General features: G+C 64.0%; 24 protein-coding genes. 23 read left to right on the top strand and 1 reads right to left on the bottom strand.

Annotated elements, in window-relative coordinates; genetic code table 11:
- Positions 1-30 precede the first annotated feature (30 nt).
- From GBA65_RS17740 to GBA65_RS17725, 4 genes are all read left to right on the top strand, one after another.
- The gene (locus tag GBA65_RS17740; protein WP_166397694.1) at positions 31-1,932 is read left to right on the top strand and encodes a TRAP transporter permease; all 1,902 of its coding nucleotides are present in this window, start codon (positions 31-33) and stop codon (positions 1,930-1,932) included.
- Between the two features lie 92 nt (positions 1,933-2,024).
- Positions 2,025-2,249: a hypothetical protein gene (locus GBA65_RS17735; protein WP_166397693.1), complete on the top strand. Its 225-nt coding sequence runs from the start codon at positions 2,025-2,027 to the stop codon at positions 2,247-2,249.
- Positions 2,250-2,307: 58 nt separating this feature from the next.
- Positions 2,308-3,534, top strand: a complete 1,227-nt coding sequence (locus GBA65_RS17730; protein WP_166397692.1) for an MFS transporter — start codon at positions 2,308-2,310, stop codon at positions 3,532-3,534.
- Between the two features lie 189 nt (positions 3,535-3,723).
- The gene (locus GBA65_RS17725; RefSeq protein WP_166397691.1) at positions 3,724-4,452 is read left to right on the top strand and encodes a class II aldolase/adducin family protein; all 729 of its coding nucleotides are present in this window, start codon (positions 3,724-3,726) and stop codon (positions 4,450-4,452) included.
- Between the two features lie 112 nt (positions 4,453-4,564).
- Here GBA65_RS17725 and GBA65_RS17720 read toward each other — a convergent pair whose 3' ends face one another.
- A complete protein-coding gene (locus GBA65_RS17720; protein WP_166397690.1) occupies positions 4,565-5,686 on the bottom strand; it encodes an MFS transporter in 1,122 nt (373 codons plus the stop codon).
- 538 nt (positions 5,687-6,224) lie between these two features.
- Between GBA65_RS17720 and GBA65_RS17715 the strand changes: the two genes are divergently transcribed.
- The 19 genes from GBA65_RS17715 (at position 6,225) to GBA65_RS17630 (ending at position 26,815) form a co-directional block, all read left to right on the top strand.
- Positions 6,225-7,454, top strand: coding sequence for an MFS transporter (locus tag GBA65_RS17715; protein ID WP_166397689.1), 1,230 nt, complete (start codon positions 6,225-6,227; stop codon positions 7,452-7,454).
- A 271-nt stretch (positions 7,455-7,725) separates the two neighbouring features.
- The gene (locus tag GBA65_RS17710) at positions 7,726-8,382 is read left to right on the top strand and encodes an isochorismatase family protein (RefSeq protein WP_228281447.1); all 657 of its coding nucleotides are present in this window, start codon (positions 7,726-7,728) and stop codon (positions 8,380-8,382) included.
- A gap of 43 nt (positions 8,383-8,425) precedes the next feature.
- Positions 8,426-9,313, top strand: a complete 888-nt coding sequence (locus GBA65_RS17705) for a polysaccharide deacetylase family protein (protein ID WP_166397688.1) — start codon at positions 8,426-8,428, stop codon at positions 9,311-9,313.
- A 211-nt stretch (positions 9,314-9,524) separates the two neighbouring features.
- Positions 9,525-10,268, top strand: coding sequence for a class II aldolase/adducin family protein (locus GBA65_RS17700; protein ID WP_166397687.1), 744 nt, complete (start codon positions 9,525-9,527; stop codon positions 10,266-10,268).
- A gap of 220 nt (positions 10,269-10,488) precedes the next feature.
- Complete coding sequence (locus tag GBA65_RS17695; protein WP_207955883.1) at positions 10,489-12,027, top strand: aldehyde dehydrogenase family protein; 1,539 nt, start codon at positions 10,489-10,491, stop codon at positions 12,025-12,027.
- 15 nt (positions 12,028-12,042) lie between these two features.
- Positions 12,043-13,719, top strand: coding sequence for a thiamine pyrophosphate-binding protein (locus GBA65_RS17690; RefSeq protein ID WP_166397686.1), 1,677 nt, complete (start codon positions 12,043-12,045; stop codon positions 13,717-13,719).
- 10 nt (positions 13,720-13,729) lie between these two features.
- The gene (locus GBA65_RS17685; protein ID WP_166397685.1) at positions 13,730-14,128 is read left to right on the top strand and encodes a Rieske (2Fe-2S) protein; all 399 of its coding nucleotides are present in this window, start codon (positions 13,730-13,732) and stop codon (positions 14,126-14,128) included.
- Entirely contained in the window at positions 14,085-14,393 is a 309-nt protein-coding gene (locus tag GBA65_RS17680; protein ID WP_166397684.1) for a hypothetical protein, read from the top strand. The genes GBA65_RS17685 and GBA65_RS17680 overlap by 44 nt, the downstream gene beginning before the upstream one ends.
- A gap of 28 nt (positions 14,394-14,421) precedes the next feature.
- A complete protein-coding gene (locus GBA65_RS17675) occupies positions 14,422-15,633 on the top strand; it encodes an amidohydrolase family protein (RefSeq protein ID WP_207955882.1) in 1,212 nt (403 codons plus the stop codon).
- Entirely contained in the window at positions 15,633-16,484 is an 852-nt protein-coding gene (locus tag GBA65_RS17670; protein ID WP_166397682.1) for an ABC transporter ATP-binding protein, read from the top strand. The genes GBA65_RS17675 and GBA65_RS17670 overlap by 1 nt, the downstream gene beginning before the upstream one ends.
- Positions 16,477-17,499 carry an ABC transporter substrate-binding protein gene (locus GBA65_RS17665; protein ID WP_166397681.1) on the top strand — a complete coding sequence of 341 codons (1,023 nt, stop codon included), beginning with the start codon at positions 16,477-16,479 and terminating at the stop codon, positions 17,497-17,499. The genes GBA65_RS17670 and GBA65_RS17665 overlap by 8 nt, the downstream gene beginning before the upstream one ends.
- A gap of 12 nt (positions 17,500-17,511) precedes the next feature.
- Positions 17,512-18,264 carry an ABC transporter permease gene (locus GBA65_RS17660; RefSeq protein ID WP_166397680.1) on the top strand — a complete coding sequence of 251 codons (753 nt, stop codon included), beginning with the start codon at positions 17,512-17,514 and terminating at the stop codon, positions 18,262-18,264.
- A 1-nt stretch (position 18,265) separates the two neighbouring features.
- Complete coding sequence (locus GBA65_RS17655) at positions 18,266-19,039, top strand: ABC transporter permease (RefSeq protein WP_166397679.1); 774 nt, start codon at positions 18,266-18,268, stop codon at positions 19,037-19,039.
- A gap of 159 nt (positions 19,040-19,198) precedes the next feature.
- Positions 19,199-20,287 (top strand): zinc-binding dehydrogenase, encoded by a 1,089-nt coding sequence (locus GBA65_RS17650; protein WP_166397678.1) that lies wholly within the window; start codon positions 19,199-19,201, stop codon positions 20,285-20,287.
- Between the two features lie 3 nt (positions 20,288-20,290).
- The gene (locus tag GBA65_RS17645; protein WP_166397677.1) at positions 20,291-21,394 is read left to right on the top strand and encodes a zinc-dependent alcohol dehydrogenase; all 1,104 of its coding nucleotides are present in this window, start codon (positions 20,291-20,293) and stop codon (positions 21,392-21,394) included.
- Positions 21,395-21,438: 44 nt separating this feature from the next.
- Positions 21,439-23,553, top strand: a complete 2,115-nt coding sequence (locus tag GBA65_RS17640; RefSeq protein WP_166397676.1) for a hydantoinase/oxoprolinase family protein — start codon at positions 21,439-21,441, stop codon at positions 23,551-23,553.
- A complete protein-coding gene (locus GBA65_RS17635; protein WP_207955881.1) occupies positions 23,553-25,556 on the top strand; it encodes a hydantoinase B/oxoprolinase family protein in 2,004 nt (667 codons plus the stop codon). Before GBA65_RS17640 ends, GBA65_RS17635 begins: the two co-directional genes overlap by 1 nt.
- Positions 25,537-25,833, top strand: coding sequence for a hypothetical protein (locus GBA65_RS23510; protein ID WP_207955880.1), 297 nt, complete (start codon positions 25,537-25,539; stop codon positions 25,831-25,833). Before GBA65_RS17635 ends, GBA65_RS23510 begins: the two co-directional genes overlap by 20 nt.
- 16 nt (positions 25,834-25,849) lie before the next feature.
- Positions 25,850-26,815 (top strand): NAD-dependent epimerase/dehydratase family protein, encoded by a 966-nt coding sequence (locus GBA65_RS17630; protein WP_166397675.1) that lies wholly within the window; start codon positions 25,850-25,852, stop codon positions 26,813-26,815.
- Positions 26,816-26,995 lie beyond the last annotated feature (180 nt).

The raw sequence follows: 26,995 nt of genomic DNA, 5'->3' as shown, positions 1-26,995 counted from the left end.
GGGGGCATCATAGGTTACGTCCTCACCGCTATGGCGGTGGCGATCACCCTTTATGAGCTCTGGCTGGGGGTTGTCGGAACCCACCCTCCCCTCCAGTACAGCATAATCTTCCTCACGGCCATGCTGCCGATCGCCTTTCTCACCACCACGATCTCCAAGCACGTAGCGAACATAACCGCTCTCGACGTTCTCCTGGCTATCGTGTCCTTCGTCTGCTGCGCCTACCTGGTCGTGAACATAGAGCGGTACTTGAACTGGATCCAGGGGCTTACGGCCCCCACTACGCTTGAGACGGTCCTGGGTATCGTGCTGATCGCGCTGGTAGTGGAGGCGAGCCGACGCACGCTGGGATGGGGGCTCACGGCGGTCGTCCTAGGCCTTATGTCCTACACGGCATTCGGCAGCTTTCTGAGCGGAACTTTCGCCCACAGGCCGATAGCGCTGGGCTACTACCTCGAGCAGCAGGTCTTCACGACCACGGGGCTGTTCGGGTCCTCGATCCAGGTTGCGGCCACCTACGCCTTTCTCTTCGTCCTTTTCGGGAACCTGTTCCACAAGGCCGGCGGCGGGCAGCTCTTCTTCGACATCGCTGCCTCGGCCACGGGGCGGATGGTCGGCGGGCCGGCCAAGGCCTGCATAGCGTCCAGCGGCCTGTACGGTTCGATCTCCGGGAGTCCCACGGCGGACGTCGCGACGACCGGCCAGATCAACATCCCGATAATGAAACGCGTCGGGTACACCGGCACCTTCTCAGGAGCAGTGGAGTCGGCCGCTTCGAGCGGCGGTGCCATCTTGCCTCCCGTAATGGGTGCCGTGGCGTTCATCATGGCCGAGTTTACGGGCATCGAGTACGTGGATATCGCGAAGGCGGCGATCCTCACGGCGCTCCTTTACTACCTCGGGGTTTTCTTGCAGGTTCACCACAGGTCGCAGAGATGGGCGATGGGGAGGCTCCCCGCCGACCAGATCGTAGGCATAGTGGCCGCGCTCAAGCGGGGCTGGATGTACCTGATCCCGCTGTTCATCCTCGTCTACTTTCTGCTTGAGGGTTACACCCCGTCCCTTATAGCGGTCGCCGCCATCGCCGCTACCGTGGTGGTCAGCTGGTTCAAGCGCTCGACGAGGATCGGGCCGCGCGAGTTGGTCGACGCGTGCACGGCGACGGTCTTCATGATCGTGGGGCTGGGCATCGCCTGCGCCGCCGCCGGGCTCGTGATCGGCGACATAGAGCTGACCGGTCTCGCCGGCAAGTTCACGTATCTAATCTTCTCGCTTACCGGCGGATTGCTCGTCCCGGCGCTGATCGTCTCGATGATCATCTCGCTCCTGCTGGGCCTTGGCCTGCCGACGCCGGCCGTGTACATCATGACGGCCGCGCTGGTCGCGCCCCCGCTGCTGGAGCTGGGCGTGCCGCTCCTCGAGACCCACATGTTCTTGCTGTACTTCGCCGCCATGTCGGCGATCACGCCGCCTATAGCGGTCGCGGCATTTACCGCCGCGCCAATCGCCAACGCGAACCCCATGGCTATCGGCTGGCAGGCGTGTAGGCTCGCCCTGGTCGGGTTCGTCTTCCCGTTCGTCTTCGTCTTCAGGCCAGGCCTGCTCTTGCAGGGGAGCGTGCCGGAGATCGTGGAGGCGTTCCTGGCTGGCGCGGTGGTCGCCTTCGCTCTCGCGGTGACGGCGGAGGGCTGGTTCGGACGGGGACCCGTCGTGTGGTGGGAGAGGCTCGCGCTGCTGGCGCTCGGGATCTTCGTTATTTACCCGAACCTCGTTACCAGCGCCATAGGTGCCCTGGCGGTCTTCGCCTTCCTCGGGTACAGATACAGGAACCCAAGGTGGGCGCCGGAGCCCGAGCAGAGGCGCCCCAAGCAGGAGCCCGAGGTTCGGGTGCCCGAGCAGACCGTGCCCTCGGGCGCGGAGGCTTACCAGTAGGACGATGGCCGTACCGGAGACGCCAATCGTCTCCCGTACGGCCATGCCGAAGCGACGACGTTGTCGAAACGCACGACGAGAGAGGTGACGAGATGAGCGAGGCGAACGCGACCAACCTCGAGAACGAAGTCAAGATTCAGAATAAGGCTGTCCACTGCCCCAACTGCGGCCAGTTGATGCTGGAGCCCGGCAGCCTGATCAACGAGTACTGGGACTCGGAGGACACCGTCTACTACTGCTGGTGCTCGAACTGCCGCTGGAAGGGCGAGGTTCGGGAAGTCAGCCGCATGACGGCCACCGAGCCGGCGGAGGATTAGCGGCAAACGTAGCGGAGGAACTCGTCCGGGGGCCTGCGGGCCCCGGCGGTAACGTTTTTTGAAGAGACCGTTCTGGCGTCGTGGCTCCATCTCCTACGGGTGGATCATCGTCGCCATCTCGGTCCTGGTGGTCTTTCTGGTCTCGGGCGCTCGCTCGGCGTTCACCGTGTTCATCGCGCCTATGGAGGGGGAGCTCGGCTGGGACCGGGCGACGGTTTCCGGCGTGGCCGCGCTTAACCTGGTGGTCTACGGGGTGACGCAGCCGCTGGCGGGGACGCTGACCAACCGCTTCGGGGCCAGGGCGGTGATGGCCGGCGGTACCGTGCTCGTCGCCGTCGGCTTCGGGGGCCTGTTCTGGGTACCGTCCGTCTGGTACCTGGCCGCTTTCTACGGGGTGCTCTTCGGCGTCGGGGTCTCGTTCGCCTCCCTGATCCCAACCTCCGTGCTGGTCGCGCGCTGGTTCGAGCGCGGGCAGGGGATGGCCCAGGGGATCGTCACGGCCGCGCGCCCTGCCGGACAGACGATCTTCGTCCCGGTCGTCGCGGCCCTTATCCTGGGGTTCGGCTGGCGCGAGAGCTACCTGGCCGTTGGGGTGGCGATGGCCGTTTCCCTCCCCCTGATACTGTGGCTCGTCCGGGAGACCCCGCCGGGCGCGGAGGGCGGCACCGAAGAGGCGAGCCCCGGAGCAACTCAGGAGGCGTTCTCCCTGCGGAGCGCTCTCGGGACCTTCGCCTTCTGGGCGCTCGCCGTGGGCTTCTTCGTCTGCGGCTTCACCGACCAGTTTGTCGCGATACACTTGGTGCCGTTCGCGGAAGGGATAGGCATCTCGAGCGTCACGGCCGCCAACGCCTTTGCCGTACTCTCCGCAGCTGGCGTCGTCGGCTCCATCGCGGCCGGCTGGTTGAGCGATATCTCTTCGCGAAAAGGGGCGCTCGCGATAATCTACGGGCTCAGGGCCCTCTCGTTGCCCCTGCTCGTCCTCGTCGTCGGGAGCGGCGACCTCGTGCTGCTCTACCTCTTCGCCCTCGTGTTCGGGTTCACCTTCATCGCCAACATGGCCCCGACGGTCGGTATAGTGCGCGCCCGTTACGGCCTGCTCTCCACCGGCGTCCTCGTCGGGTGGCTCCTTCTGACGCATCAGATCGGCGGCGCGGCCGGGACATACCTCGGCGGCCTGATCTACGATGGCTCGGGGAGCTATGCTTCGGCGTTCGCGCTGATGGCGGCGGCAGCGCTCGTCGGCGCCCTCGTCAGCCTCGGGATCAGGGAGGCGAGGATCGGGTAGCGGACCGAAAAAAGAAGAGCCGGAGCTCTGCCTGACAGGGGTGGGTGTCGTGTGACGAAAAGGAAGGAGGGAGCCGTGGCAGTAGGGTCGTGGAGCGTAGGGCTGCTCGAAAGGGGGTTACCGGAGCGGGATGGTACTACTCGATGAAGGATCTGCGGTAGGAGACGGCGCGAGACCTGGAGGGTAGGCGTGAGCCAAGGGAGTGCGGCTGCGGAGACGAACGTAAGGGAAGCGCTGGCCTACGGGTGCAAGATCCTGGCTTTGGAGGGGCAGGGGGACATCATCTGGGGCCACGTAACCCTTAGGACACCGGAGAACCCGGAGAAGCTGTACATGAAGCCGGCCGCGATGGGGCTGGAGGAGATCTCGGCCTCCGACCTAATCACGGTGGACCTCGACGGCAAGAAGGTCGACGGAGAGCGCCCCCGGCACAGCGAAGTCTTTATACACACCGAGATCATGCGCGCCCGCCCGGAGGTCGACTGCGTGGTCCACACCCACCCGCCGCACGCCGTCGCCTTCGGTTCCACGAACCGCCCGCTCCTGCCGGTGGGGCACGAGGGCTCACTCTTCGCCGGGGGCCTACCGGTCTTCTCCGAGACCACCGACCTGATCGTCACCCGCGAGCTCGGGGAGGCCCTCGCCGGAACGCTGGGCGGGAGCAACGCCGTCCTGCTCCAGAACCATGGGCTGGTCGCTGCGGGCGGGAGCATCGCCGAAGCGGTGATGACCGCCGTCGTCCTGGAGAGGGCGTGCAGGGTGCAGATGCTCGCGGACGCCATGGGCGGAGCGAGGGCCTGGACTGATCCCGAGGAGGCGCTGGCGAAGAAGAAGCGGATCTACCACAAGCAGGCCCTGGAGCAGGCCTTCGAATACTACGCACGGCGCGTCCGCGCCCTCGAAGCTAGAGGTCTTTAGGCGAGAACCCTCCCCGGCCCGCCTCAAGCCCCGCCTCCGCGCTCGAGCCGCTGCGCTTGGTTGCACCCCGTGAGGGAAGACCGAGAGCGAACGGACGAGAAGCCCGAGGTCCTTACTCGTCGCTTCCGGACATAGCCCTGTCGAGTAGGAAGAGGGCTGCGCTGGCGGCGAGCCAGAGAGCCGCGGATAGGAAGGTGAACGCGTACCCGCCGGCCTGGGCGACGACGCCGAAGAGCGCCCCGCCCGCGCCTATGCCGCCGTTGAACGCGACGTTGTAGAGGGCGTTGACCGTACCGTAGCCTTCGCGGCTTACCCGGGAGACGAGGACGGCGTGAGTGGCGGTGGCCGCGGTCCCGAAGCCGCACCCGAAGAGCAGGGCTACCAGGGGTGGCACGCCGGCGAGCGGTACCAGCGCCAGTAAGAGAACGGCGAAGATGGAGGCTCCCAGGCTGACGGGGAACACGACCGCCGCACCGAAGCGTTCGAGGAGCGTGCCGCCGAGCGCCCGGGAGACGGCTATGGAGGTGCCGAAGATCAGGAAAAAGAGCACCGACGAACCGTTCACCTCCGCCGTCTCCAGGTAGAGCGGGACGAACGTGAGAAGCCCGCCGTAGACCAGCGCCGCGAATGCGAACATCGCGGAGGGGAGGAGTAGCGCGCTCCGGCGGAGCGCCCGGCTCACGCCCGCGCCGCCCGCCGGGATCGGGGGCATCGGTCCGAGCGGCAGTACCGCGGCGAGCGAGAGGAACGTGACGAGTCCCACGAACAGGAACATGTACACGAAGCCGAAGGCGCCGACTAGGGCGAAAGCGAGGCCCGGCCCGAAGATGGCGGGCGCCGAGGCCGCCAGGCCGAACCACCCCACCGCTGCGCCGCGACGTTCCGGCGGGGCCTGCACCGAGATCACCATCGCGCAGGCGACCGCCGCGATACCGAACCCCACGCCCCGAACGAGGCTGAGGGCGGCGACGGATACGGGATCGGGGGTGAGAGAGTAGGCGAACGCTGGCGCGGCGAGTAGCAACACGCTTACCACGAGGAGGCTGCGCGTGTCGTAGAGAGAGAGCAGCCTTGCCATCGCTAGCGGCGTTACGGTGGCCGCGAACATGAAGACGCCCGTGATGGAGCCCGTCACTGCGTCTCCAGACCCCGAGGCTGCGACGTAGTAAGGCGTCAGGACGATGAGCGTCTGGTGGCTGAAGAAGATGCCGAAGGTTGCCGCCACCGCGAACACGAACGACCTCTTCCACAAGCCGGCGGAATTTTTGCCACCGGAAGGCTTGTCCGACATCATGCGGCCTATTGTCGCCAAAGAGAGCCACGCATGCCAGGAGCGTAGCGGCGAAAGCTCGCGGGTGATCCTCGAGCGTTCGTCTGCGCCAAACATCCAGGACATATACGCGAATGCCGAACGGCGAGCGCGACCCGGGGCTCGTCACGGACTTACCTCCTCGAGGAGGCATCTGGCCTCCGGCAAGAGTCGTCGCCCAGCGTTTCGGCGGCGATCTCAAGGTGAAGCGTCCGGGTGGAGATCGGGCATGATCCGACGGCGGAATCGAGAGGGGGGAAGCTCGCATGACGGGAACGGAGGCACCTCCTGTGACCTCTTTCGGGGAGAAAAGCGGTGCCAGTGAGAGCGTCGGCGATCCGGGTTTCTCGGAGGCCACCTGCGTGACCGTTAGGGGACTCGCCTGCTCGGTAAGCACGGTGCCAGCGCTCGTAGGATTCTTCGTTTTGCAAGCCTCTGAGGTTGTACCCTCGCGCGAGCCGTAGTGGAGGTCGCGGGGGCGCCGAAGGTAACGCGCCCGGGGCGTGCGCTTGCCTGGATCTGCGCCGGTCACACCCTGAGCCACTTCTGGCTCCTGACGCTGCCCCCGCTCTTTCCGGCGGTGGCGGAGTTCGACATAATCTTCGTGCAACTCGGGGTCCTGGTCACCCTCTACCAGCTCACGAACGGTCTCTTTCAGGTGCCCTCGGGGTACCTGGCGGATCGGTACGGCGCGAAGCCGGTACTCGTCGGCGGACTGCTAACGAACGGTACGGCGTTCGCGCTATACGGTCTGGCCCCGAACTACGCGGTTCTGCTCGTGTTAGCGCTCGTGGCCGGGGTGGGACAGAGCGTCTTCCATCCGGCGGACTACTCGCTTCTCTCCTCCGCGTTCAGCAAGGAGCGATCCGGAAAGCCATACAGCCTCCACACCTTCAGCGGCTACGCGGGGAGCGCCGTCGCCCCGATCACGGTCGCGGTCCTCTACGCCGCGCTCGGCTGGGAGTGGGCCTTCGCCGCCGCCGGACTCGCCGGGATGATCCTCGCTCTCCTCGTGTCTCTATGCTTGGAGGCTCCCCGCCCCGTCCCGCAGCCCGAGAAGGTGACCCGCGAAGGCGGAACTGGGAGCGGGAACTCCTCGCTCTTCTTGTCGCAGGCGCTCTTGCTGATGTTCGCCTTCTACGTCTTCACCTCGACGGCCAGCTCCGGGATACAGGCGTTCGAGCCTTCGAGCCTTGCGCAGATCTACGAGATGCCCCTGAGCCTCGCCAACGTCGCGCTCACCGTCTACCTGGCTACCCTCTCTTTCGGGATACTCCTCGGCGGTCTGGTCGCGGACAGGGTCAAGAGCAACCACGCCCACGTGGTCGGGGTAATGTTCACCGGGGGCACGCTGCTTATGCTCCTGCTCGCGGTGGCCCGACCGCCGGTCTGGCTGCTCTTCCCGATCCTCGCCGTCGCGGGGGCTTTCCACGGGGTCATCATGCCCAGCCGCGACAAGATGGTGCGCGAGGCGACCCCCGAGGGAAAGGCCGGCAGGAGATTCGGCTTCGTCTCCACGGGGCTCAGCCTGGGAGTGATGGCGGTGCCGCCGATACCGGGCTTCGCGATGGATTCCGGACGTCCGGGCCTCGTGTTCTGGGCCGTGGCCGGGTTCATGCTCGTCGCCGTCCTGACCACCTTCACCCCGAGGCACGGGCTCCGCTGGCGCCCGAAAGGCCGGGTTTCCGGCTGAAGCGGCGCATCCACGGCCGTTATTGCGCGCCGGATTGCATATTCCAGCACCTTGCTGCAAGGAGCCGTAGAAAGGCTAGTAGAAGAGAGTCGTTCGAAATAATCGAACCCAAATACTTGACCCGGCTACCTCGATCTCAAAGAATTCGAGCTCCGAAGCGAGGGAGCGGAACGACCTCGGCGGGGGAAGGAAAAGGTACAGAGAAGCATCGGCTGAGGCCGGCGTAGAAGCGGAGGCATCGAACCCTTGCCTCCGGAAGGTGGTGGGAAACGTGACTTCTGAGATGGATCGGCTCTTCGAGGATCGGGGCTTCGGGATGAAGATCGGGTACGGCGAGAAGCCGGCCCTCGTGGTGATAGACCTGGTTCAGGGGTTTACCAACCCCGAGTTGCCGCTCGGGGCGGACCTCACGCCGCAGCTGGCCGAGACGCGGCGGCTGCTCGCTGCGGCGCGGTCCGCCGGAATCCCCGTGTACTACACGACCGTCGCTTACGAGGAGGGCGATCTGCGCGACGCCGGCATCTGGGCGAAGAAGATGGCCGGGCTCATGACGCTGCGGGAGGGGATGCCCGAGGTCGAGGTGGACCCTTCTTTGGGCCCGCTCCCCGAGGAGCCCGTGATCGCTAAAAAGTACGCCTCGTCGTTCTTCGGGACGGACTTGCTCTCGCGGCTCAACTCTCTCAGGGTCGACACCCTGCTTATCGCCGGGTGTACGACGAGCGGGTGCGTGCGGGCGACCGCGGTAGATGCCTTGCAGAACGGTTTCCGGCCGATGGTCGTACGGGAGGCGGTCGGCGACCGTTCTCAGGCGGCGCACGACCAGAGCCTGTTCGATCTGAACGCGAAATACGCCGACGTGGTCGGGGTGGAGGACGCGCTCGGCTACCTCTCCGGTATCTCGGCCGGGAGGGTAGCCCCCGGGGTCTGAGAACCGTCGTACCGTAGCCCAACAACAAGGGAAAGGGGTTGCCGTGGAGAACACCTCCGAGAACACTCGTTTCGAGTACTCGCCGATCATAGACAGGGAGCCGCTCGCGTGGCCCGGCGGGGCGCGCGTCGCGCTATGGGTCGTCCCGAACGTCGAGCACTACAAGATGGATTGTCCATCGACCTCAATCCACCCGGCAACGGCCGCGCTCGTGCCCGACGTGCTCAACTACTCCTGGCGTGACTATGCGCCCCGCGTCGGCATCTGGCGCATGATGCAAACGCTCGATCGGCACGGCATCCGTGGCACGGTCGCCCTCAACTCAGACGTGTGTCGGTACTACCCACGCATCATAGAAGAGGCCGTCGCGCGCGACTGGGAGTTTATGGGGCACGGGATCCACAACTCCAGCCTGACCACGGGCATCGACGAAGACGCCGAACGGGAGATGATCGAGACCGTCCTCGGGATCATCGAAGGGGCTGCGGGCCGGCGGCCCGAGGGGTGGCTGAGCCCCGCGCTCACCGAGACCGTCAATACCCCGGATCTTCTGGCCGAGGCGGGGGTGCGGTACGTGGCCGACTGGGTGAACGATGACCAGCCGTATCCGATGAAGGTGCGTTCGGGGACTCTGGTCTCGATGCCGTACTCCATCGAGGTCAACGACATCCCCATCTTTCTCGGCCAGGGCAAGTCGGGGCCGGAGTTTGAGCAGATCGTGCGCGACCAGTTCGACGTGCTCTACCGCGAGGCGGAGGAGACGGGGAAGGTCATGAGTATCTGCCTCCACCCCTTCCTCATAAGCCTGCCCTTCCGCAGCCTCTACCTCGACCGGGCCCTCGACCACATCGTCTCGCACGACGCTGTCTGGCTCACCACGGGTGGCGAGATAGCCGACCACTACATAAACAGCTACCTCAAGAGCTCCTAGCGCACGGCTTACGGAGCATGTCCACGAAGGCCCTGGCAGGCCTTCGTGGACGGGGATGCCGCACGACACGGAAGCCTTCGGACGAGCGAGGCTGCCCGCCTCTAGACTGCCGATGCTCGGGGCTATGCCGTAAGGAAGGCGAATGACGTAGCGTGCGGAGGCGATTTCTCGGCGCGGATTCATATAAGTTCTAAGAAGAGTGGAGGGACCCATGGGCGAGCCATTGGAAGAACTCAGGGAGAAGGTGGCGCTTGCGTGCCGCATCCTCGCGATGGAAGGCCTGGTCGAGGGTACGCTGGGGCACGTGAGCGTCCGCGTCCCCGGCACCGACGATGAGATGCTCATCCGTTGCCGAGGAGAGGAGGAGCGCGGGGTACGCTACACCCGCAAGGAGGCCATCCGGCGCGTCGACCTCGACGGCCGCGGAGATGAACTCGGCGCGCGCTACGAGGTTCCCAAGGAACACCCCATCCATGGCGAGACCCTCAAGGCCAGGCCCGAGGTGGGCAGCGTCATCCACGCCCACCCTCCGGCAACCCTGATCTGCGGCATCACCGACCTCGAACTTCGTCCTATCTTCGGCGCCTTCAACATGCCGGCCGCTCGCATGGCGCTGGACGGCGTCCCCGTCTTCCCGCGGTCCTTCCTTATAAGCCGTCCAGAGCTCGCGGCTCCCTTGCTGGAGACGATGGGGGAGAAGCACGTCTGCGTGATGCGGGGGCACGGCGTCACCGTTACGGGAGAGACGGTAGAGGAGGCCACTGTGCGCGCCCTGAACCTCAACACGCTGGCCAGGATCACCCTTGAAGCCGCCCGGACAGGCCGGCACGCCCCCGACATCTCGCCGGAAGATGCCGCTGAGTTGCCGGATCTCGGGAGCACCTTCGACACCAAGTGGGTGTGGCGCTACTACACGAAAAAGCTGGAGGTCGAAGAGGCCAACTGGAGGGCGTAACCGGGGACGCGAAGGAGCGCTGATGCGTTCGGGATCCGCAGCGAAACCAGAGTCGGCACGTTGAGTCGTGGACCAGTGCGAGCATGTTGATCGTGCCGAACGTGTCTATACACATGTTCGAGACATCCCGTTCGTCAATGCCGAATTTTCTGATTGCCCGTCAGAGTGTTTTCTTTTACTCTCCTACCGGGATCGGTTGAGGATGGCAAGGGAGGCGGGTATGGCGGATATCAAGGTATCCAGTGTATACGAAGAGCGAGTCAAAACCCTGCTCGAACGCGAGTGGGGCATGCTTATTGGCGGAGAGGTAGTGGCTGCCAGGGGTGGCGAGACGATAGAGACGACCAGCCCCGCCGACGGACGTTTTTTGGCAAAGGTTCCTTTCGCTCAGAGGGAGGACGTAAACCAGGCGGTTGCGGCAGCCAAGGAGGCTTTCCCCGCCTGGCGGAAGACGCCGCTGGTGGAGAAGGCGGCGAGGATGAGGGCATTCGTCCGGGTGCTCAGGGAGCACGCCGAGGAGCTCGGGATCCTTGATGCTATAGACTGCGGCAACCCGGCGAAAGCCATGATCGGGGACGTGGGGATGGCCTGTGGCGGGCTCGAGTACATCTCCGGCGTTGCCATGGAGGTTAAGGGACAGACCCTCCCCTCGATGGGCGAGAACTGGCTCCTGACCCGCAGGGAGCCCTATGGGGTGGTGGGCAGGATCGTTCCCTTCAACCACCCGATACTGTTTATGGCGTGGAAGATAGGGGCCCCGGTGATGACGGGCAACACGCTCGTCCTAAAAGGCCCTGAGCAGGCTCCTCTGTCCTCCATGTACTTGTCCGAGATCATGAAGGACGTGTTCCCTCCCGGGGTGGTCAACATCATCTGCGGTGACGGACCGACCACGGGAGATGCCCTCGTCCGGCATCCTGAGGTGAAGCGAATAGCGCTCGTCGGCAGCGTCGAGACCGGGCAGAGAATACAAGCATCCGCCGCGGAGGTGGGCGTAAAGCACGTGAGCCTGGAGCTCGGGGGCAAAAACCCCATGATCGTTTTCCCGGACGCCGACCTCGACGAGGCTGTGGAAGCAGCGGCCTTCGGGATGAACTTCCACTGGTGCCAGGGCCAATCCTGTGGCTCGACCTCCAGGCTGTTCCTGCACGAGGAGATACACGACGAGTTTCTGGAGAAGCTGATCGAGCGCGTGAAGAAGATACGCATCGGCCATCCTCTGGATCCCGAGACGCAGATGGGGTGTCTCGTCTCGAAGGAGCACTACGAGAAGGTGATGGGGTACGTGGAGCTCGGCAAGAAGGAAGGGGCCCGGCTCGTCCACGGCGGAGGAAAGCCGGAGGGGGAGGGTTTCGAGGACGGCTACTTCCTCGCGCCCACCATCTTCGACGATGTGACCATGGAGATGCGCCTGGCAAACGAGGAGATCTTCGGGCCCGTACTCTCGGTGCTCAGGTGGTCGGACAGGGAGAAGGTTATACAAGAGGCCAACGCGGTGGAGTACGGCCTCACCGGCGCGGTGTGGACGACGGACATACGGACGGCCTTCGAGGTCGCCGATGCGCTGGATACGGGTTACGTGTGGATCAACGGCTCGGGCTCTCACTTTCTCGGGGCGCCTTTCTCCGGTCACAAGAACAGCGGGACGGATTCGGAAGAGGGTATCGAGGAGCTCCTCAGCTACACGCAGTCGAAGACCGTCAGCATCGGGCTCGGCGCCGTCAAGGCGAAAGAGCCCTCCAGAGGTGGTCAGGCTTAGAGAGGCGGCTCGCTCGTGAGTGAGACGAGGAACGGTGCGCAGGTTGCCGTAGAATCCCTGCGGCGTGAGGGCGTCGGTTACGTCTTTGGGCTCCCTGGGACGACTATCATGAACCTGATCGACGCCTTCGCCCGGCAGGATGAGATCCGCTACATATCAACCCGGCACGAGCAGGTGGCGGCCTTTATGGCGGATGGCTACGCCCGGGGCTCCGGGGGGATCGGGGTGTGCATGGCCTCCCGCGGCCCTGGGGCTGCGAACATGACCATCGGGCTGCACAACTCCTACGCTGAGTCCGTACCCGTCCTGGCGCTCGTCGGTCAGGTGGCGGACGATATATACCACCGCGAGGCCTTCGAGGAGATGGACCTCGTTCGCTTCTTCGAGCCGATAACCAAGTGGTCCCTGGAGATCCACAAGGCCGGCCGCATCCCCGAGCTGCTCCAGCGCGCCGTGCGTACCGCCCTGGGCGACCGTTCCCGCCCCGTGATGGTCTCTATCCCGCTGGACGTCCAGATGCAGCCCGTGCCGGAGCCCGGTTTTCAGCCCCGCTTCCGGCACCGGGGCGCGGTCCCGGAGGGCTCCGAGGTGGAGGCGGCTGCGAAGCTGCTCGAAGCCTCCGAGCGTCCGGTGATGATCCTCGGCGGTGGAAGCCTCTCCTCGGGCGCAAACGCACCGGCGGTCCGGCTGGCGGAGACATTGCGGATGCCCGTGGTCACCACCTGGCTGCGCAAAGACGCCTTCCCCAACCGCCACGAGCTGTTCTTCGGCTCGTTGGGCTTCGGGGCCGCGGAGACGACCGAGCGGCTTGTGAGAGAGGCCGACGTAATCATCGCCGTCGGCTGCCACTTCTCCGAGTTCGCCACCAAACGCTGGACCCTGCTCTCGCCGGGTTCGAGGCTGATCCACGTCGACTCGGACCCCGAGGAGATCGGCAAGGTATACGTGCCCGAGATCGGGCTTCAAGGCGACGCCCGGCTGACGCTCGACGCTCTTCTGGAGGTCGTCTCTGGTCTAGAGCTACGGGCTGGGCCTGCGGATGAGCGGGAGCGGCGCCGACGGGAGTCGCGTGCTCCGTACGAGGAGGAGACGCGGCTGCCGGAAGAGAGGGACGCGGAGCCCGGGGTGCCATCCGGGGCGGTGGTCCGTGCCTTGCAGTACGTCCTGGACAGCTACCCGGCGATCGTTGTTCAGGACGCGCCCACCTTCGGCGTGTGGATGCAGAAGTACCTGCTCTTCGACGAGCCGGGCAGCTACTACGCGGCGGCCGGGGGCTCGATGGGGTGGGGGCTGCCGGCGTCTTTCGGTTTGCAGCTCGCGCGTCCCGAGGAACGGGTAATCGGCGTGATCGGTGACGGTGCCTTCTGGATGGTCGCGCAGGATCTGGAGACCGCCGTCAGGGAGGGTATCCCTACCGTCACGATAATCACGAACAACTTCGCCTACGGGAACACACGAGATCGTCAGAAGTCCGCCCACGGCGGGCGGTACCTGGGCGTCTTCTACGAGAACCCTGACTTCGCGAAGTTCGCCGAACTGCTCGGGGCGCACGGCGAAAGAGTCGAGAAGGCGGAAGAGCTGCTGCCGGCGGTCAAGCGCGCCCTAGCCGCCGGAAGACCCGCGGTTATAGACGTGATCCAGGACAGGCACGAGGGCCTGCCACCGGGTCTCGCGCCGCCAGAGGCGAAGTGAGGTAGAGGGGATGAAGGTTTCGGAAGGTGAGACTGGCCGCGAGGCGGTCGAGCTGTTCGCGGGGAAGGCGCACGAGTATGGGGAGGGGAGCCGCAAGGTGGTCCGCGACGGGGAGACAGAGATCGGGGTCTTCCGCGTAGACGAAACATTCTACGCATACGATAACTATTGCCTGCATCAGGGTGGACCGGTCTGCGAGGGCGTGATCATCGGGAAGGTCGAGGCGGTGCTGGACGAGGATGGAGGCGTAATCGAAGAGCGGTTCTCCTACTCGGAGAACCACATAGTCTGCCCGTGGCACGGTTGGGAGTACAACGTGGTGACCGGAGAGTGCGCGACCGACCGCCGAATGCGCCTCAAGAGGTATGAGGTGGTACTTCGAGGAGGCGAAGTCTATGTCCTCTGCTGACCCGAGAGGCGTGTCGGAGTTGCGCCGGGCCGTGGAGGATTTGCTGGCCGAGGGGGCTGTAGGAAACGTGCCGGACGAGGAGGCGGGGAGGTTGCTCGCCGCGGCCGTGGAGCTTTATGCCGCCAAGCGGGAGGGGGGTATAGAGCCCGGATCCTTCCCCGGGGTGACCGCTACGGGCGTCGTGGTAACGGTAACCGATCTGCTCGCGGCGGCGGAAATCGAGCTCTTCGAGTTAGGGATGTGGCAAGTGTGGGGGAGACCATGATGGAGGTACGCGTGTGACGTTGCGCTCTGTGGAAGTTGGGGAGGGGCTCGATACACGAGAACTGCTAGCGCACGCCTCTCGACAAGCCGAGGATCGAGGTTACTCGAACTTCACGATCGTGGACGTGGATTCTCACCACTACGAGACCGAGTCGTGGGCTGAGATCGCAAAGTATATCGAGAGCCCGATCATCCGCCATCTGGCCGGGGCCGGAGGCGTCAGCAAGCTCACCGGACAGTCTAGCCTGATACCTTCGCAGATCGGCAACCAGGACCTCGCCGGAAGGATCTCCCGCTACAGGATGCGTTCGCTGGAGAAGGCCGAGGGTAAGGACGTCCACCGGGACGTGCAGCTCATCCGGCGGGCTATGAGCATGATGGGCATCGACTACACGATCATCTTCCCGACGCCGATGCTCAATCTAGGGATGCATCCGCAGGTAGAGATGGAGGTTGCTGTTGCCCGTGCCTATGCGCGCTGGATCACCGAGGAGATTTTGCCCGCTGACCCGACGATAAAGACCATGCTCTACTTGCCGTTCAACGACCCGGAGGCAAGCCTCAAACTGGTGGAAGAGTTCGCCGACAGGCCGGGCGTGGTGGGCTTTATGGTAACGACCGTCCGGTACAGGCCGGTGCATCACAACTCTTACATGAAGATCTACGCGGCCCTGGAGGAACGGGGGCTGCCGCTCGGCTTCCACGCGGCTTACAGCTGGCAGGAGAGGGCGATGGAGCAGCTCAACAAGTTCATCTCCGTACATGCTCTTGGGTTCCCCTTCTACAATATGATTCACTTGACCAACTGGGTCATAAACGGCCTGCCGGAGCGTTTCCCGGCTCTAAAAGTAGTCTGGATAGAGAGTGGTCTGGCCTGGATACCGTTCCTGATGCAGCGGTTGGACAACGAGTACATGATGCGCTCTTCGGAGGCTCCACTGTTGCAGAAGAGGCCCAGCGAGTACATGCGAGACTTCTACTACTCTTCCCAGCCGATGGAGCAGACTGGGAACATGGAGGTCCTGAAGATGACCTTCGAGATGATCGACGCAGAGAACCGCCTGCTCTACTCGTCGGACTATCCACACTGGGACTTCGACCTGCCGAGCGTCATTTACGATCTACCGTTCCTCGATGAGCGGGTGAAGCGGCGGATACTCGGCGGAAACGCCTGCGAGCTGTTTGGTCTCGAAGACGCGAAGACGCGTGGTCCCGCTGGTGAGAATAGGGAGCGTGTCTGATGCAGAGCGGAGCGGCGCAGACCACAGCAGAGGGGAAGACGCTGTTAAAGATCCAGGATCTCTCATTCCGTTACCCTGGCGAGAGCGCTGACGAGCTTGGGATCCTTGCTCTGGAAGGTATAGAGGTCGACGTTCGCGAGGGCGAGTTCGTCTCCATAGTCGGGCCGTCCGGGTGCGGGAAGTCCACCCTGCTCTCCGTGGTGGGTGGGCTCGTCTCCGGCTTCGAGGGGAGCGTGAGCATCCGGGGGGAGGAGGTGAGGAAGCCGCACCCGGACATCGGGGTGGTCTTTCAGGAGGACTCCACCTTCCCGTGGCGTAACGCGCTGCGCAACGTCGAGTTCGGGCTGGAATTGCGCGGCGTCCCGAAGGAGGAGCGGCGGCGAAGGGCGCAAGAGATCCTGCGCCTGTTCGGGCTGGAGGGCTTCGAGCAACGTTTTCCTGGACATCTCTCCGGCGGCATGAAGCAGCGGGTGGCGATAGCCCGCACCCTCGTGCTGGAGCCTGAAATCCTGCTCATGGACGAGCCCTTCGGTGCGCTCGACGAGCAGACCCGGATCATCCTCGGCGAGGAGTTGCTCCGCATTCAGCAAGAACTGCGCCAGACTGTGTTGTTTATCACCCACAACATACAAGAGTCGATAATGCTCTCCGACCGGGTCGTGATCTTGAGTGCCCGACCGGGCCGGATCAAGGCTGTTATGGATGTGGACTTCCCGCGGCCGCGCGACTCGACCCTTATCTCCAGTACTCACTTCGCCGAACTCGTCGGCAAGATTTGGGCTGTTTTGCGGGATGAGTCCTTGAAAGCTTTCGGGCAGGATAGCCAGAAAAAAGAGGCCAACAATGCCTAAATTGATCCGAAGGTATGCTGCCATAGTAGTGATTGTCGTGTCCGCTGTCGGTTGTGGTGCAGTCGAGGAGGCCAGTCAAGGTGGTGGGCAGGAAGGCGATCTCGCCCCCGTGCGGCTCGCGATTCCCCATCGGGCTCTCTTCACGGTTGGCTTCCCAGTCTACGTAGCTCAGGAGCAGGGCTACTACGAGGACGCGGGGCTAGAGATCGAGACCACCGTCACGAGTGGCGGCGGGAGCACCGTGCAATCGGTGATCTCGGGCAGCGTGGACATTGCAATAGAGACCGGAGCTCTCTCGGTCGTCGGTGCTTACGCTGAAGGTGCTCCGATAAAGATCATCTCCGACTCAACCACCGGGATTGACGTAATCTGGTATGCCAAGTCTGACAGCCCCTACGAGACTATGCAGGATCTCGCGGGGCAGAAGGTCGGTTTTAGCTCTCCCGGCTCCTCGACAGACCTTGGTATCAATACGATGAACGACATCCTGAGGGACGAAGGGCTCGAAGAAATCTCCGGAGAGGCAGTCGGCAGCCCGCCCGACCAGTTCACCGCCGTGCAGACCGACCAGATCGCTTCTGGATGGACCACGCCGCCGTTCTTCCTCGAGGAGATCAACAACGGTGATCTGAAGACGGTGGTAGAAGGCTCAGAGCTCGAAGAGTACAGCGATGTCGCCATCCGGATCAACTTCGCCAACGCCGACTACGTGGAGCAGAGTCCCGAATCGGTGCGTGCCTTCCTCGATGCACACCAGAAAGCGTGGGATTGGATCTTTGATAACCGCGAGGAGGCGGTACAGATCTGGAAAGAAGGGGGCGAGCTCGAGCAAGACACCGAAACCCTCCTAACCTCCTTCGATTATTACACGCCCGAGCAGGTAGAACTCTATCCGCTCAGTGGGCAGGAAAAGATCGTCAAGGACGCTATCGAGTACGGGTTCCTCGAGGAGGAGCTTTCCGAAGAGCAGATGCAGGATCTGTTTGACCTACAATACGCCCCTGGTGCAGAGTAGAGGAGGGCGTTCGTGAAGCGACGCAAGGCTCCGCCGCTGTACCTCGCGAGGCTGCTCCTGGTGCTGACTCTCCTGATACTGCTCGAACTAGCCATACGCATTGGTTTGATCAACCGTTTTTTCGTGGTGCTCCCCTCGGAGTTGATCCCGCAAGTGCTGCGGGATCTGGTGGACAGGGAGTTCCTCACGCTCGTAGGCATCACGTTCTACGAGACCGCGGCGGCCTTCTTGTTCGCGAGCGTGGTAGGCGTGGGGATCGGATACCTGCTCTGGCGTAGCCGTCGTCTGGGTGTCGCATATGAGCCGCTGATAGCTGGCCTGTTCGCCTCACCGATCATCCTGCTCTACCCCATCTTCCTGGTCATCTTCGGGCGTACGCCCCTGGCGATCATCGCCCAGGGAGCGATCTTCGGCGTGCTGCCTGTCATCCTTTTTACCCGCCAGGCTTTCGCCGGGGTGAGCCCGACGTTGCTCAAGGTTGCGGCGAGCATGAACCTATCGACACGGGACCGTTTCCGCTACATCCTGCTACCGGCCGCCGCTCCTACCATCTTCACCGGGCTGCGGCTCGGACTGACCTACATACTCATTGGCGTGGTGGCGATGGAGTACATAGTTCAGATAGGCGGCCTTGGCAAGCTTGTGGCGGAGACCTCCCTGCGCCTGAGCACTGACGAACTGTACTCGGGGATCACGCTAGTCGTGGCGATATCGGTGCTTTTCATCTATCTGACACAGCGTGTCGAGAATGCCGTGAGGAGATAGCGTGAACCAGTCTCTCAAGATTCAGCTTGGAACGATCATTCTGGTTCTTGCGCTGTGGGAAGTTCTGGGACGCAGCGGGTTAATACTGCGCGAGATTTTCCCACCCTTCAGCGAGGTGATGACGAGTCTTGTGGAACTACTCGCCTCAAACGATATGTGGCTGCACATTATAGTGTCCGCGTACGAGATCGGTTGGGGATTCGCAATCGGCTGTGCCCTTGCCCTACTCGTTGGTGCGCCGCTCGGAACAAGCGACTACCTCTATCGACTTTTCGACCCGCTTTTCTACTATCTGGGCGCGATACCGAAGATAATATTGCTCCCCATTTTTATCCTTACCCTTGGGGTCGGGGTGGAGTCGAAGATAGGAATCGCGGCCCTCTCGGCGTTCTTCCCGATCGCAGTCAATACCGCCCTCGCGGTGAGGGAGGTAAAACCGATCTTTGTCCGAGCAGCGCGTTCGTTAGGGGCTAGCCGAGGGCAGATCTACTCCAAAATTTACTTGCCCTCGACCTTTGGAGCGGTCCTTTCCGGTATGCGGCTTGGACTGGGTGTCGCCATAACCGGCGCACTTTTAGCGGAAACCTCGGTGGCGCAGGCTGGGCTAGGGTTTCGTGCGATAGAGTTCTACGCACAGTTTCGAGTCGCCGAGATGTACGCGCTCATATTCCTGATCTTCATCTTCGCGCTGCTCCTGAATGCGGCTCTGGCCCGTCTGATCCAATGGACCAACCGATACCAGATCGGCGGTGATGGGCGAGCCCCGTTCTCCTGATGAGAGAGTAGGTGAACACAGTCTGTTCGACCAAACCGAACAGATAATTGCGTGGAAAATTCCGCTTCTATATCGTGCTCCCTGTTGCGGAACACCTGGTTTCGAGGCTTGGGGAAGGTAGGGTAGATGCCTTATCCGAAGAAGAGCGCGGCTGCCGTGTTGAACGAGTACAAACAGCCGCTGGAGGTCCGGGAGATCGACGTTCCGGAGCTGGAGCCCGACGCGATGATCGTCGAGGTAGAGGCGAGTACCATGTGCGGCACGGACGTACACATCCATCAGGGTGAGTACGCCAGCGCCGGTCTCTCCAAGCTACCGCTCGTCATGGGGCACGAGATAGTGGGTCGCATTGCAGTGCTGGGGAAGGACCGCAGGACGGACGCCCTGGGCAGGCCGTTGCAGGAGGGCGACCTCGTGGCGTGGTCGTACGCCTGGTGCGGGCGCTGCTTCTGGTGCACCATCTCCAAGCAGCCGACGGCGTGTGCGAACGCACGGATGTACGGCTGGGGCTCGGCGGATCAGTTCCCGCACCTGACCGGTGGGTTCTCCGAGTACGCCTACGTAATGCCGCTGTGCGACGTGGTCAAGGTCCCCGAGAACCTCGATCCTGCGCTCGCGGCTTCCTCCACCTGCGCCTTCCGCACCATTGTGCACGGCTACGAGAAGATCGGAAAAATCGAAACTATAGACACCGTCGTGATACAGGGCAGCGGACCTGTCGGGCTGTATGCCCTTGCCTTCGCCATCCAGTCCGGGGCGCGACAGACGATATGCATAGGCGCTCCCGCGAGCCGTCTGGAGCTCGCCGGGAGGTGGGGCGCGAACCATACCTTCGACATCGGGGAGACCGATGTCTCCGAGCGACGGGAGAGGGTGCTGGAGCTGACGGAGGGCCGCGGTGCCGACCTCGTCGTGGAGTGCAGCGGCGCAGGCGCGGCTTTCGTGGAGGGGATGAACCTGATCCGCCGCGGGGGACGCTACCTCATCCTTGGCCAAGCTGACCCGAACCCCGTGGAGATCAGTGGGACGTACTTCAACCTGCGCCAGCTGACCGTGGCCGGGACCATGAGCGCGGACATCTCCCACTACTACCGTGCCCTGCAGTTCCTCAGCGACCACCAGGAGAAGTTTCCGTTCCACGAGCTGCTCGGCAACAAGTACGGGCTCTCCGGGGTCAACGACGCGCTCGAATCCATGAAGGCCATGCGCGAGGTGAAACCGGTGATCATCCCTAGCATGCAAGGTTAGCTCATGACAGCCAAGAGGTCCCGGAGCGCGGTGCTTGAAGCTCTCGACAGCATCGCGATGCGCGAGTTCCCGGTCCCTGAGATACGCGAGGACGACGCGCTCATCGAGGTCGAGCGGACCGGCATATGCCACACCGACGTGGATCTCCTTCACGGTGCCGTCAGGTACGCAGATCTGCCCTTGATCCTGGGGCACGAGATCACGGGCCGGATCGCGAAGATCGGACCGGTCGCCTCCCGTCGTTGGGAGGTGGTCGAGGGCGACAGGGTGGCGGTGGAGGCCATGGTCCGGTGTGGTTTCTGCCGCTCTTGCATAGAAGGTAGCTACCGTTATTGCACCGAGCGCGTCGGCTACGGTACGTTCGTCTCCGCCGAGCGCCCGCCTCACCTGTGGGGGGCGTACAGCGAGTGTATGTATCTGGCCCCCGGGAGCCTGGTCCACAAGCTGCCGGATGATCTCTCGCCCGACCTCGCTATCCTGCTCAACGTCGCCATCTCCAATGCCATCCAGTGGACGATCAAGCAGGCCGGTGTGCGTCTGGGCGACGCGGTGGTGGTACAGGGGGTAGACCCGATCGGTCTCTCCTGCGTGGCCGTGGCGCGGGAGGCTGGCGCCGATCCCGTCGTAGCCACCGGCCTCGGCATCGACGGCTACCGCCTAGAGATGGCCGCTTCGTTCGGTGCCAGCGCGGTCCTCGACGTGGATAATGAAGACGTGGTGGAGCGGGTGAGTGAGCTCACCGGCGGCGACATGGCCGACGCCGTGATCGACGTGACGGGGAGCGGTCAGGCGGTGCGTAAGTCGCTCGAACTGGTGCGGCCGATGGGCACGGTGATCAGCGCCGGCGTTACGGGCGACGGGACGCTCTCTCCGATGCCGCTGGACACCTTGCTCTACAAGGAGATCCGTCTGCAAGGCGTCTTTACCAACGATAGCTGGTCCATGCGCCGGGCCATCGACCTGGCGCGCCAGCACAAGTACCCGTTCGAATCGCTCGTGACCCACCGCTTCCCTCTCGAGAGGGCGCAAGAGGCCGTGCTCACCGCCGGACGGGAACTGCCGGACGTCTCACCGATAAAGGTGACGATCGCACCGAACGGAGTTTGAGTGGGAAACGTGACTAACGTCAAGCTGGAAGGGAGGAGTCGCGCATGACCTACGTCATTGGGGTGGACGTCGGCGGGACTTTCACCGACGCATTCGCCGCCGACGATAACGGGAACATCGTCTCGGCCAAGGCCCCGTCGACCCCGGCGGACTTTTCGCGCGGGGTATTGCAGGCAGTTACCGAGCTCGCCAACCGGCTGGACCGGCCGGTGGAGCAGCTGTTCGGGGAGACGTCTTATATCGCGCACGGCACCACGGCGACCCTGAACGCCCTGGTGACTGGCAACGTCTCGAAGGTCGGCTTCATAACCACCAAGGGGCACCGCGACTCCATCTACATCATGAACCTGGAGGGCCGCTACGCCGGCCTGGGGCCGGAAGAGGTCCGGGACATCATCGCCACGCGCAAGCCCGCGCCCTTGATCCCGAAACGCCGCGCCAAGGAGGTCACCGAGCGCGTCGACTACAAGGGCTCCGTCATGGTTGCCCTGAACGAAGACGAGGCGCGCCAGGCCGTGCGCGAGCTGCTCGACGAAGGGGTCGAGGCCATCGCGGTATCTTTGCTCTGGTCCTTCCTCAACCCGGCGCACGAGCGGCGCATCCGCGAGATCGTGCACGAGATGGCCCCCGATCTCTACGTGGGGCTGTCCAGCGAGATCAGCCCGCGCATCCGCGAGTACGCGCGCAACGCCACCACGATAATGAGCACCCAGGTCGGCCCGACGCTGCGCGACTACCTGAAGCCGCTCAAGAGCGACCTGACGCAGATGGGCCTGCAAGCTCCGTTGTTGATCATGCAGGGCTCCGGCGGGACCGTTTCCGCCGAGGAGGCCCCGGGTTATGCCATCACGACGATCGGGTCGGTGCTGACCGGGGGCGTGGTCGGGGCGACGATGCTGGGCGAGCGGCTGGGGCACAAGAACATCATCTCGACGGACGTCGGCGGGACCACTTTCCTGGTCGGCCTCGTGGTCGATGGCGAGGCCGTGTTCACCAACACCACGACCATGAACCAGTACAACCTCAACGTTCCGATGATGCAGGTGAACTCCATCGGCAGCGGCGGGGGTGCCATAGCCTGGCTGGACGAGGGCGGCAACCTGCGGGTAGGTCCTCGGAGCGCGGGCGCCTCGCCGGGACCGGCCTGCTACGGCGCGGGCGGCGAGGAGCCGACGGTCACCGACGCCGACCTCGTGCTCGGTATCATCAACCCGGACTTTTTCCTCGGCGGCAAGAGGCTCCTAGACGTGGAGCTGGCGAAAAAGGCGCTGAAGGAGCAGATCGGCGATCCCCTGGGCCTCAGCGCGGAGGAGGCCGCGGCGGCGGTCTTCGAGATCCAGAACGCCCAGACCGCGGACCTCGTGCGTAAGGTCGTGGTCGAGACCGGGTACGACCCGCGCGACTTCGCGATGTACGCCTTCGGCGGCGCCGGGCCCGTGCATTGCTTCGCCTACGGCGCCGAGCTGGGGGTACAGGAGATCGTCGTGCCCCTGGGCCAGACCGCCGCGGTCTTCTCGGCCTACGGGCTCGCGGCGTCCGACGTGGTGCTCTCGGCCGAGCTCTCCGACCCGGCCAACTTCCCGGTGGGCGCCGAGAACCTCAACAGCAACTTCGAGCAGCTGGAGAGGGACGTTCGGGCGCGGCTGGATGCCCAAGGGGTCAAGTTCGCCGACGTAACGGTGCAGCGCGAGATCGACATCCGCTACACGATGCAAATCTTCGAGGTGCCGACCCCTGTCAAGAACGGCAAGCTCGACGAGGGGGACATCGCCCAGATCGCCGCAGATTTCGAGGAGAAGTACGCCACTCTGTTCGGCAAGGGTACGGGCTTCAGCGAAGCGGGGTTTCAGTTCATCACCTACCGGGTCTTCGCCACCGGCCACCTGCCGTTCAAGCCCCAGCTGCCGGAGGCGCCCAGCGCGAACGGCTACACCGCTAAAGGCGCCCTGAAGGAACACCGCAGAGTTTTGCTCGATACGCGCCTCGGATGGCGGGAGACGCCGATATACGACTACGGCAAGCTGGCCGCCGGCCACGTCCTAGAAGGCCCCGCCGTCGTCGAGGCGCCCACTACTACCGTGGTGATCTCCGCCGGCTCGACGGGCTCCGTGGACCACCTCGGCAACGTCGTTATTCGCTACGGGCAAGGAGGAGAGTAATGGCCTTTGTGCCGGTCCCCGGTTCGGAAGTCTTCAACAGCCGCATCCTTCCGCTGGAGGAGGTGATCAAGGGTATTCCGTCCAGCGTCAAGCTCCACTCCGTCTCCGAGGAAGAAGTCCAGGCCGTCGATCCGCTCACCTACGAGGTCGTGCGCCACAGGATGTGGGCGATCACGGACATGATGGGCGAGGCGCTCAAGCGGATGTCCGGCTCCCTGGTCGTCACAGAGTGCAACGACTTCGACGTCGCCGTCACCGACGAGTACGGCGACGTGGTGCAGGTGGGGCTCTTCAACACCGAGCTCGTCGCCTCGATAGACCTCGCGGTCAAGTGGATCCTCAAGAACCGCGCGGAGAATCCGGGTATCGAAGAGGGCGACATGTTCCTCCTGAACGATCCCTGGGTCGGCGGCGGCCTTCACCAGAACGACGTGGCGCTGCTCGCTCCCATCTTTCACGACGGCAGGTTGTTCGCCTGGACGGCGGCCGTTGCGCACCAGGCGGACCTCGGGGGCGTCTCCCCGGGGAGCTGGACGCCGCGCGCGGAGAACGTGTTCTGGGAGTCCCTGCCGACGCCGCCGGTCAAGATGGTGAAGGACTACCAGATCCAGCGCGACGTGGAGGACGTCTACCTGCGGCGTTCGCGCGTGCCGAAAATCGTCGCCCTGGACCTGCGCGCCAAGATGGGCGCGAACATGGTCGGGTTGGAGCGGATAAGGGCCCTTATCGACAAGTACAGCCCCGACACGGTCAAGGCGGTCATGAAGCGGCAGATGGACGATGCCGAGCACCGGCTGCGCGAGAGGCTGAGGAGCATGGAGGACGGCACGTGGCACGCCGTCAGCTACCAGGAACAATCCAAACAGGGCGACCGCGGCGTGCACAAGATAGTGCTCACCATGACCAAGAAAGACGACCACCTGACCTTCGACTTCACCGGCACCGACCCGCAGTCCGGCATGATCAACTGTACCTACACCGGCATGTACGGCGGCATCACGGCCGCCATGCTCCCTGTCTTGTGCGGCGACATGCCGTGGGCGGCGGGTGGCCTGGTGCGCTGCATAGACATCGTTAGCGAGGAAGGCACCCTCAACAACTGCACGTTCCCCGGCGGTATCGGCAAGGGCTCGGTGGCCTCGGCGTGGGCCACCTCGAACGTCGTCACGGAATGCCTCTCGAAGATGCTGGACACGCACATAGATCTCAGCCAGAGGACCCAGTCGGTCTGCTGCGGCACCTGGGACCTGTGCGTGATGGCGGGTCTGGACCAGCGCGAGCAGCCGTTCGCCACCATGATCACCGACTCGATGGGCGCCGGGTTCGGCGCCGGCTCAGACCACGACGGCGTGGATACCGCCGGTCTGCTCATCATTCCCATGGGCAAGATGCCGGACGTGGAGATGAACGAGTTCGTGCTGCCGATGCTGTACCTCTGGCGCCGAGAGGAGACGGACTCCGGTGGTCCGGGCAAGTTCCGCGGTGGCGTCACTGCTTCGCTCTGCTTTATCTCGCACGACACTCCGGCGCCCATGGCGCAGGTCATCTCGGGTTCGGGCAAGGCGGTGCCGATGAACGTCGGCCTGGCCGGAGGCTACCCCGGCAACACGCAGGTGGACCTGACGGTGCGCGACGCCAACGCGAAGGAGCTTTTCGCGCGGGGGATCATCCCCGGCTCGCTCCAGGAGATCGAGGGCCGTCACGAGCTGAAGTCGTGCGAGGAAGAGAGCTACCTCGCCCCGGGGGAGGCGCACTACATGTACTGGCAGTCGGGCGGGGGCTACGGCGATCCGCTCCTGCGCGACCCGGCGGCCGTCCGGCACGACGTGGAGGAGTTCAAGGTCTCGCTGTCCGCAGCACGCGGAATCTACGGCGTGGTCCTGGACGAGGACTCTCTGGAGGTGGACGCGGCCGGGACCGAACGCATCCGGGACGAGATTCGAGACAACAGGCGCCAACTGTCGAGGCAGGGAGGAGACGGCAATGGCCACCACGCGCATTGACAACAACGTAGGCTACGTCGAGGAAGGCGGCGAGCGTAAGGTAGCCTGCAACTACTGCTCGCACGTGCTCTCCGAAGGGTCCGGAGACGGGCAGGACTACCTCGGCAGCCTGGCGCGCTACGAAGGCCCGGTGAGCATGGCCGGCCCGCAGGTGTTCGCCGATGCTTTCGCCTACATAGACGCGAAGGTCGTCTTTCGTCAGTACTGCTGCCCGAACTGCTTTACGGCCTTTTTTACGGAGGTCGTGCCGGAAGCCGACGAGATAAGGCCGTTGTAGGGATGGGCGTACCGCGGTGAAAGTACTGGTTACGGGTGGCCTGGGCGTCAACGGGGCCTGGGTCACCCGTAAGCTTATCGAGCGCGGGCACGCGCCCGTGGTGTTCGAGAACCGACCCGACCTCTCGCTGGTCGGCGATCTGGGGGACGGGTTCGAGCTGGTGCGCGGCGACATCAACGACCTGGCCTGCCTGGTGCGGACCTTCCAGGAGCACGAGGTCCGGCGTGTAATCCACATGGCCGCCCTAATGCCGTCCGGCGCGCAGGACGACCCTCTCAACGGCTTTCGCGTCAACGCTTTCGGTACGGTGCAGGTCCTGGAGGCGGCGCGCATCGCCGGCGTGGAGCGCGTCGTCTTCACCAGCTCCCGTGCTGCATACGGGGAGATCCCGCCGGGCGAGTTCGGGCATCCGAACTACCGGCCGGTGGGTGAGGATCATCCCCTCAATCCCTCACTGGTGTACGACGTGTGTAAGGTGGCGAGCGAGGGGATGGGCATGAACTACCAGCGCAACTACGGCTTGCAGTTCGTCTCCTTGCGCTTCGCGACGATCTTCGGGCCGGGCAAGCTGGCCCGTCACGGCAAGGTCTCCATCCACAGCCGGATGCTGGAGGACTCCATGGCCGGGAAGCCGGTCCGTATAACCAAGGGCGGCGAACAGCACGACGACATCATCTACGTGGACGACGTCGCGGAAGGCATCGTGCTAGCCACGCTCCACGAGCGACCGAAATACTCGGCCTACAATATCGCGAACGGCCACGGCTACGCGCTAGAAGACTTCGCCGATGCTGTACGCAAGATCGTGCCGGACGCCGACATAGAGATCGGACCGGGACTGGATTTCTTCGACATGGGCGTCAACTACTATGCGGTCTTCGACACGACTCGCGCCCGCGAAGATCTCGGCTTCGAGCCGAGGTTCTCGCTGGAGGAGGGCGTGCGAGACTACGCCTCGACCATGCGGCGGCTGGGTTTGTAACCGCCGCCGTCGAACGAGAAACCGATCGTGCCGAGACCTTGGGCCGCTGTAGATGTCCCGGGGCTCTAAAAATCCGGCAACGAGTGTTTTTTTGCGGTGCGCAATGACACCGTACCCTCGGCCCTCCGCTCGCCGCTGTCGTGCCAGGCCCGGTGCCGGCCCTGGCACCGGGCCCTTGTT

Origin of the sequence: Rubrobacter marinus (genome assembly GCF_011492965.1) — a bacterium.
In the GTDB taxonomy this organism is placed as follows: Bacteria; Actinomycetota; Rubrobacteria; order Rubrobacterales; family Rubrobacteraceae; genus Rubrobacter_F; species Rubrobacter_F marinus.
Note: the sequence above shows the minus strand (reverse complement) of the source record. Positions and strands in the feature narration are given on the sequence as shown.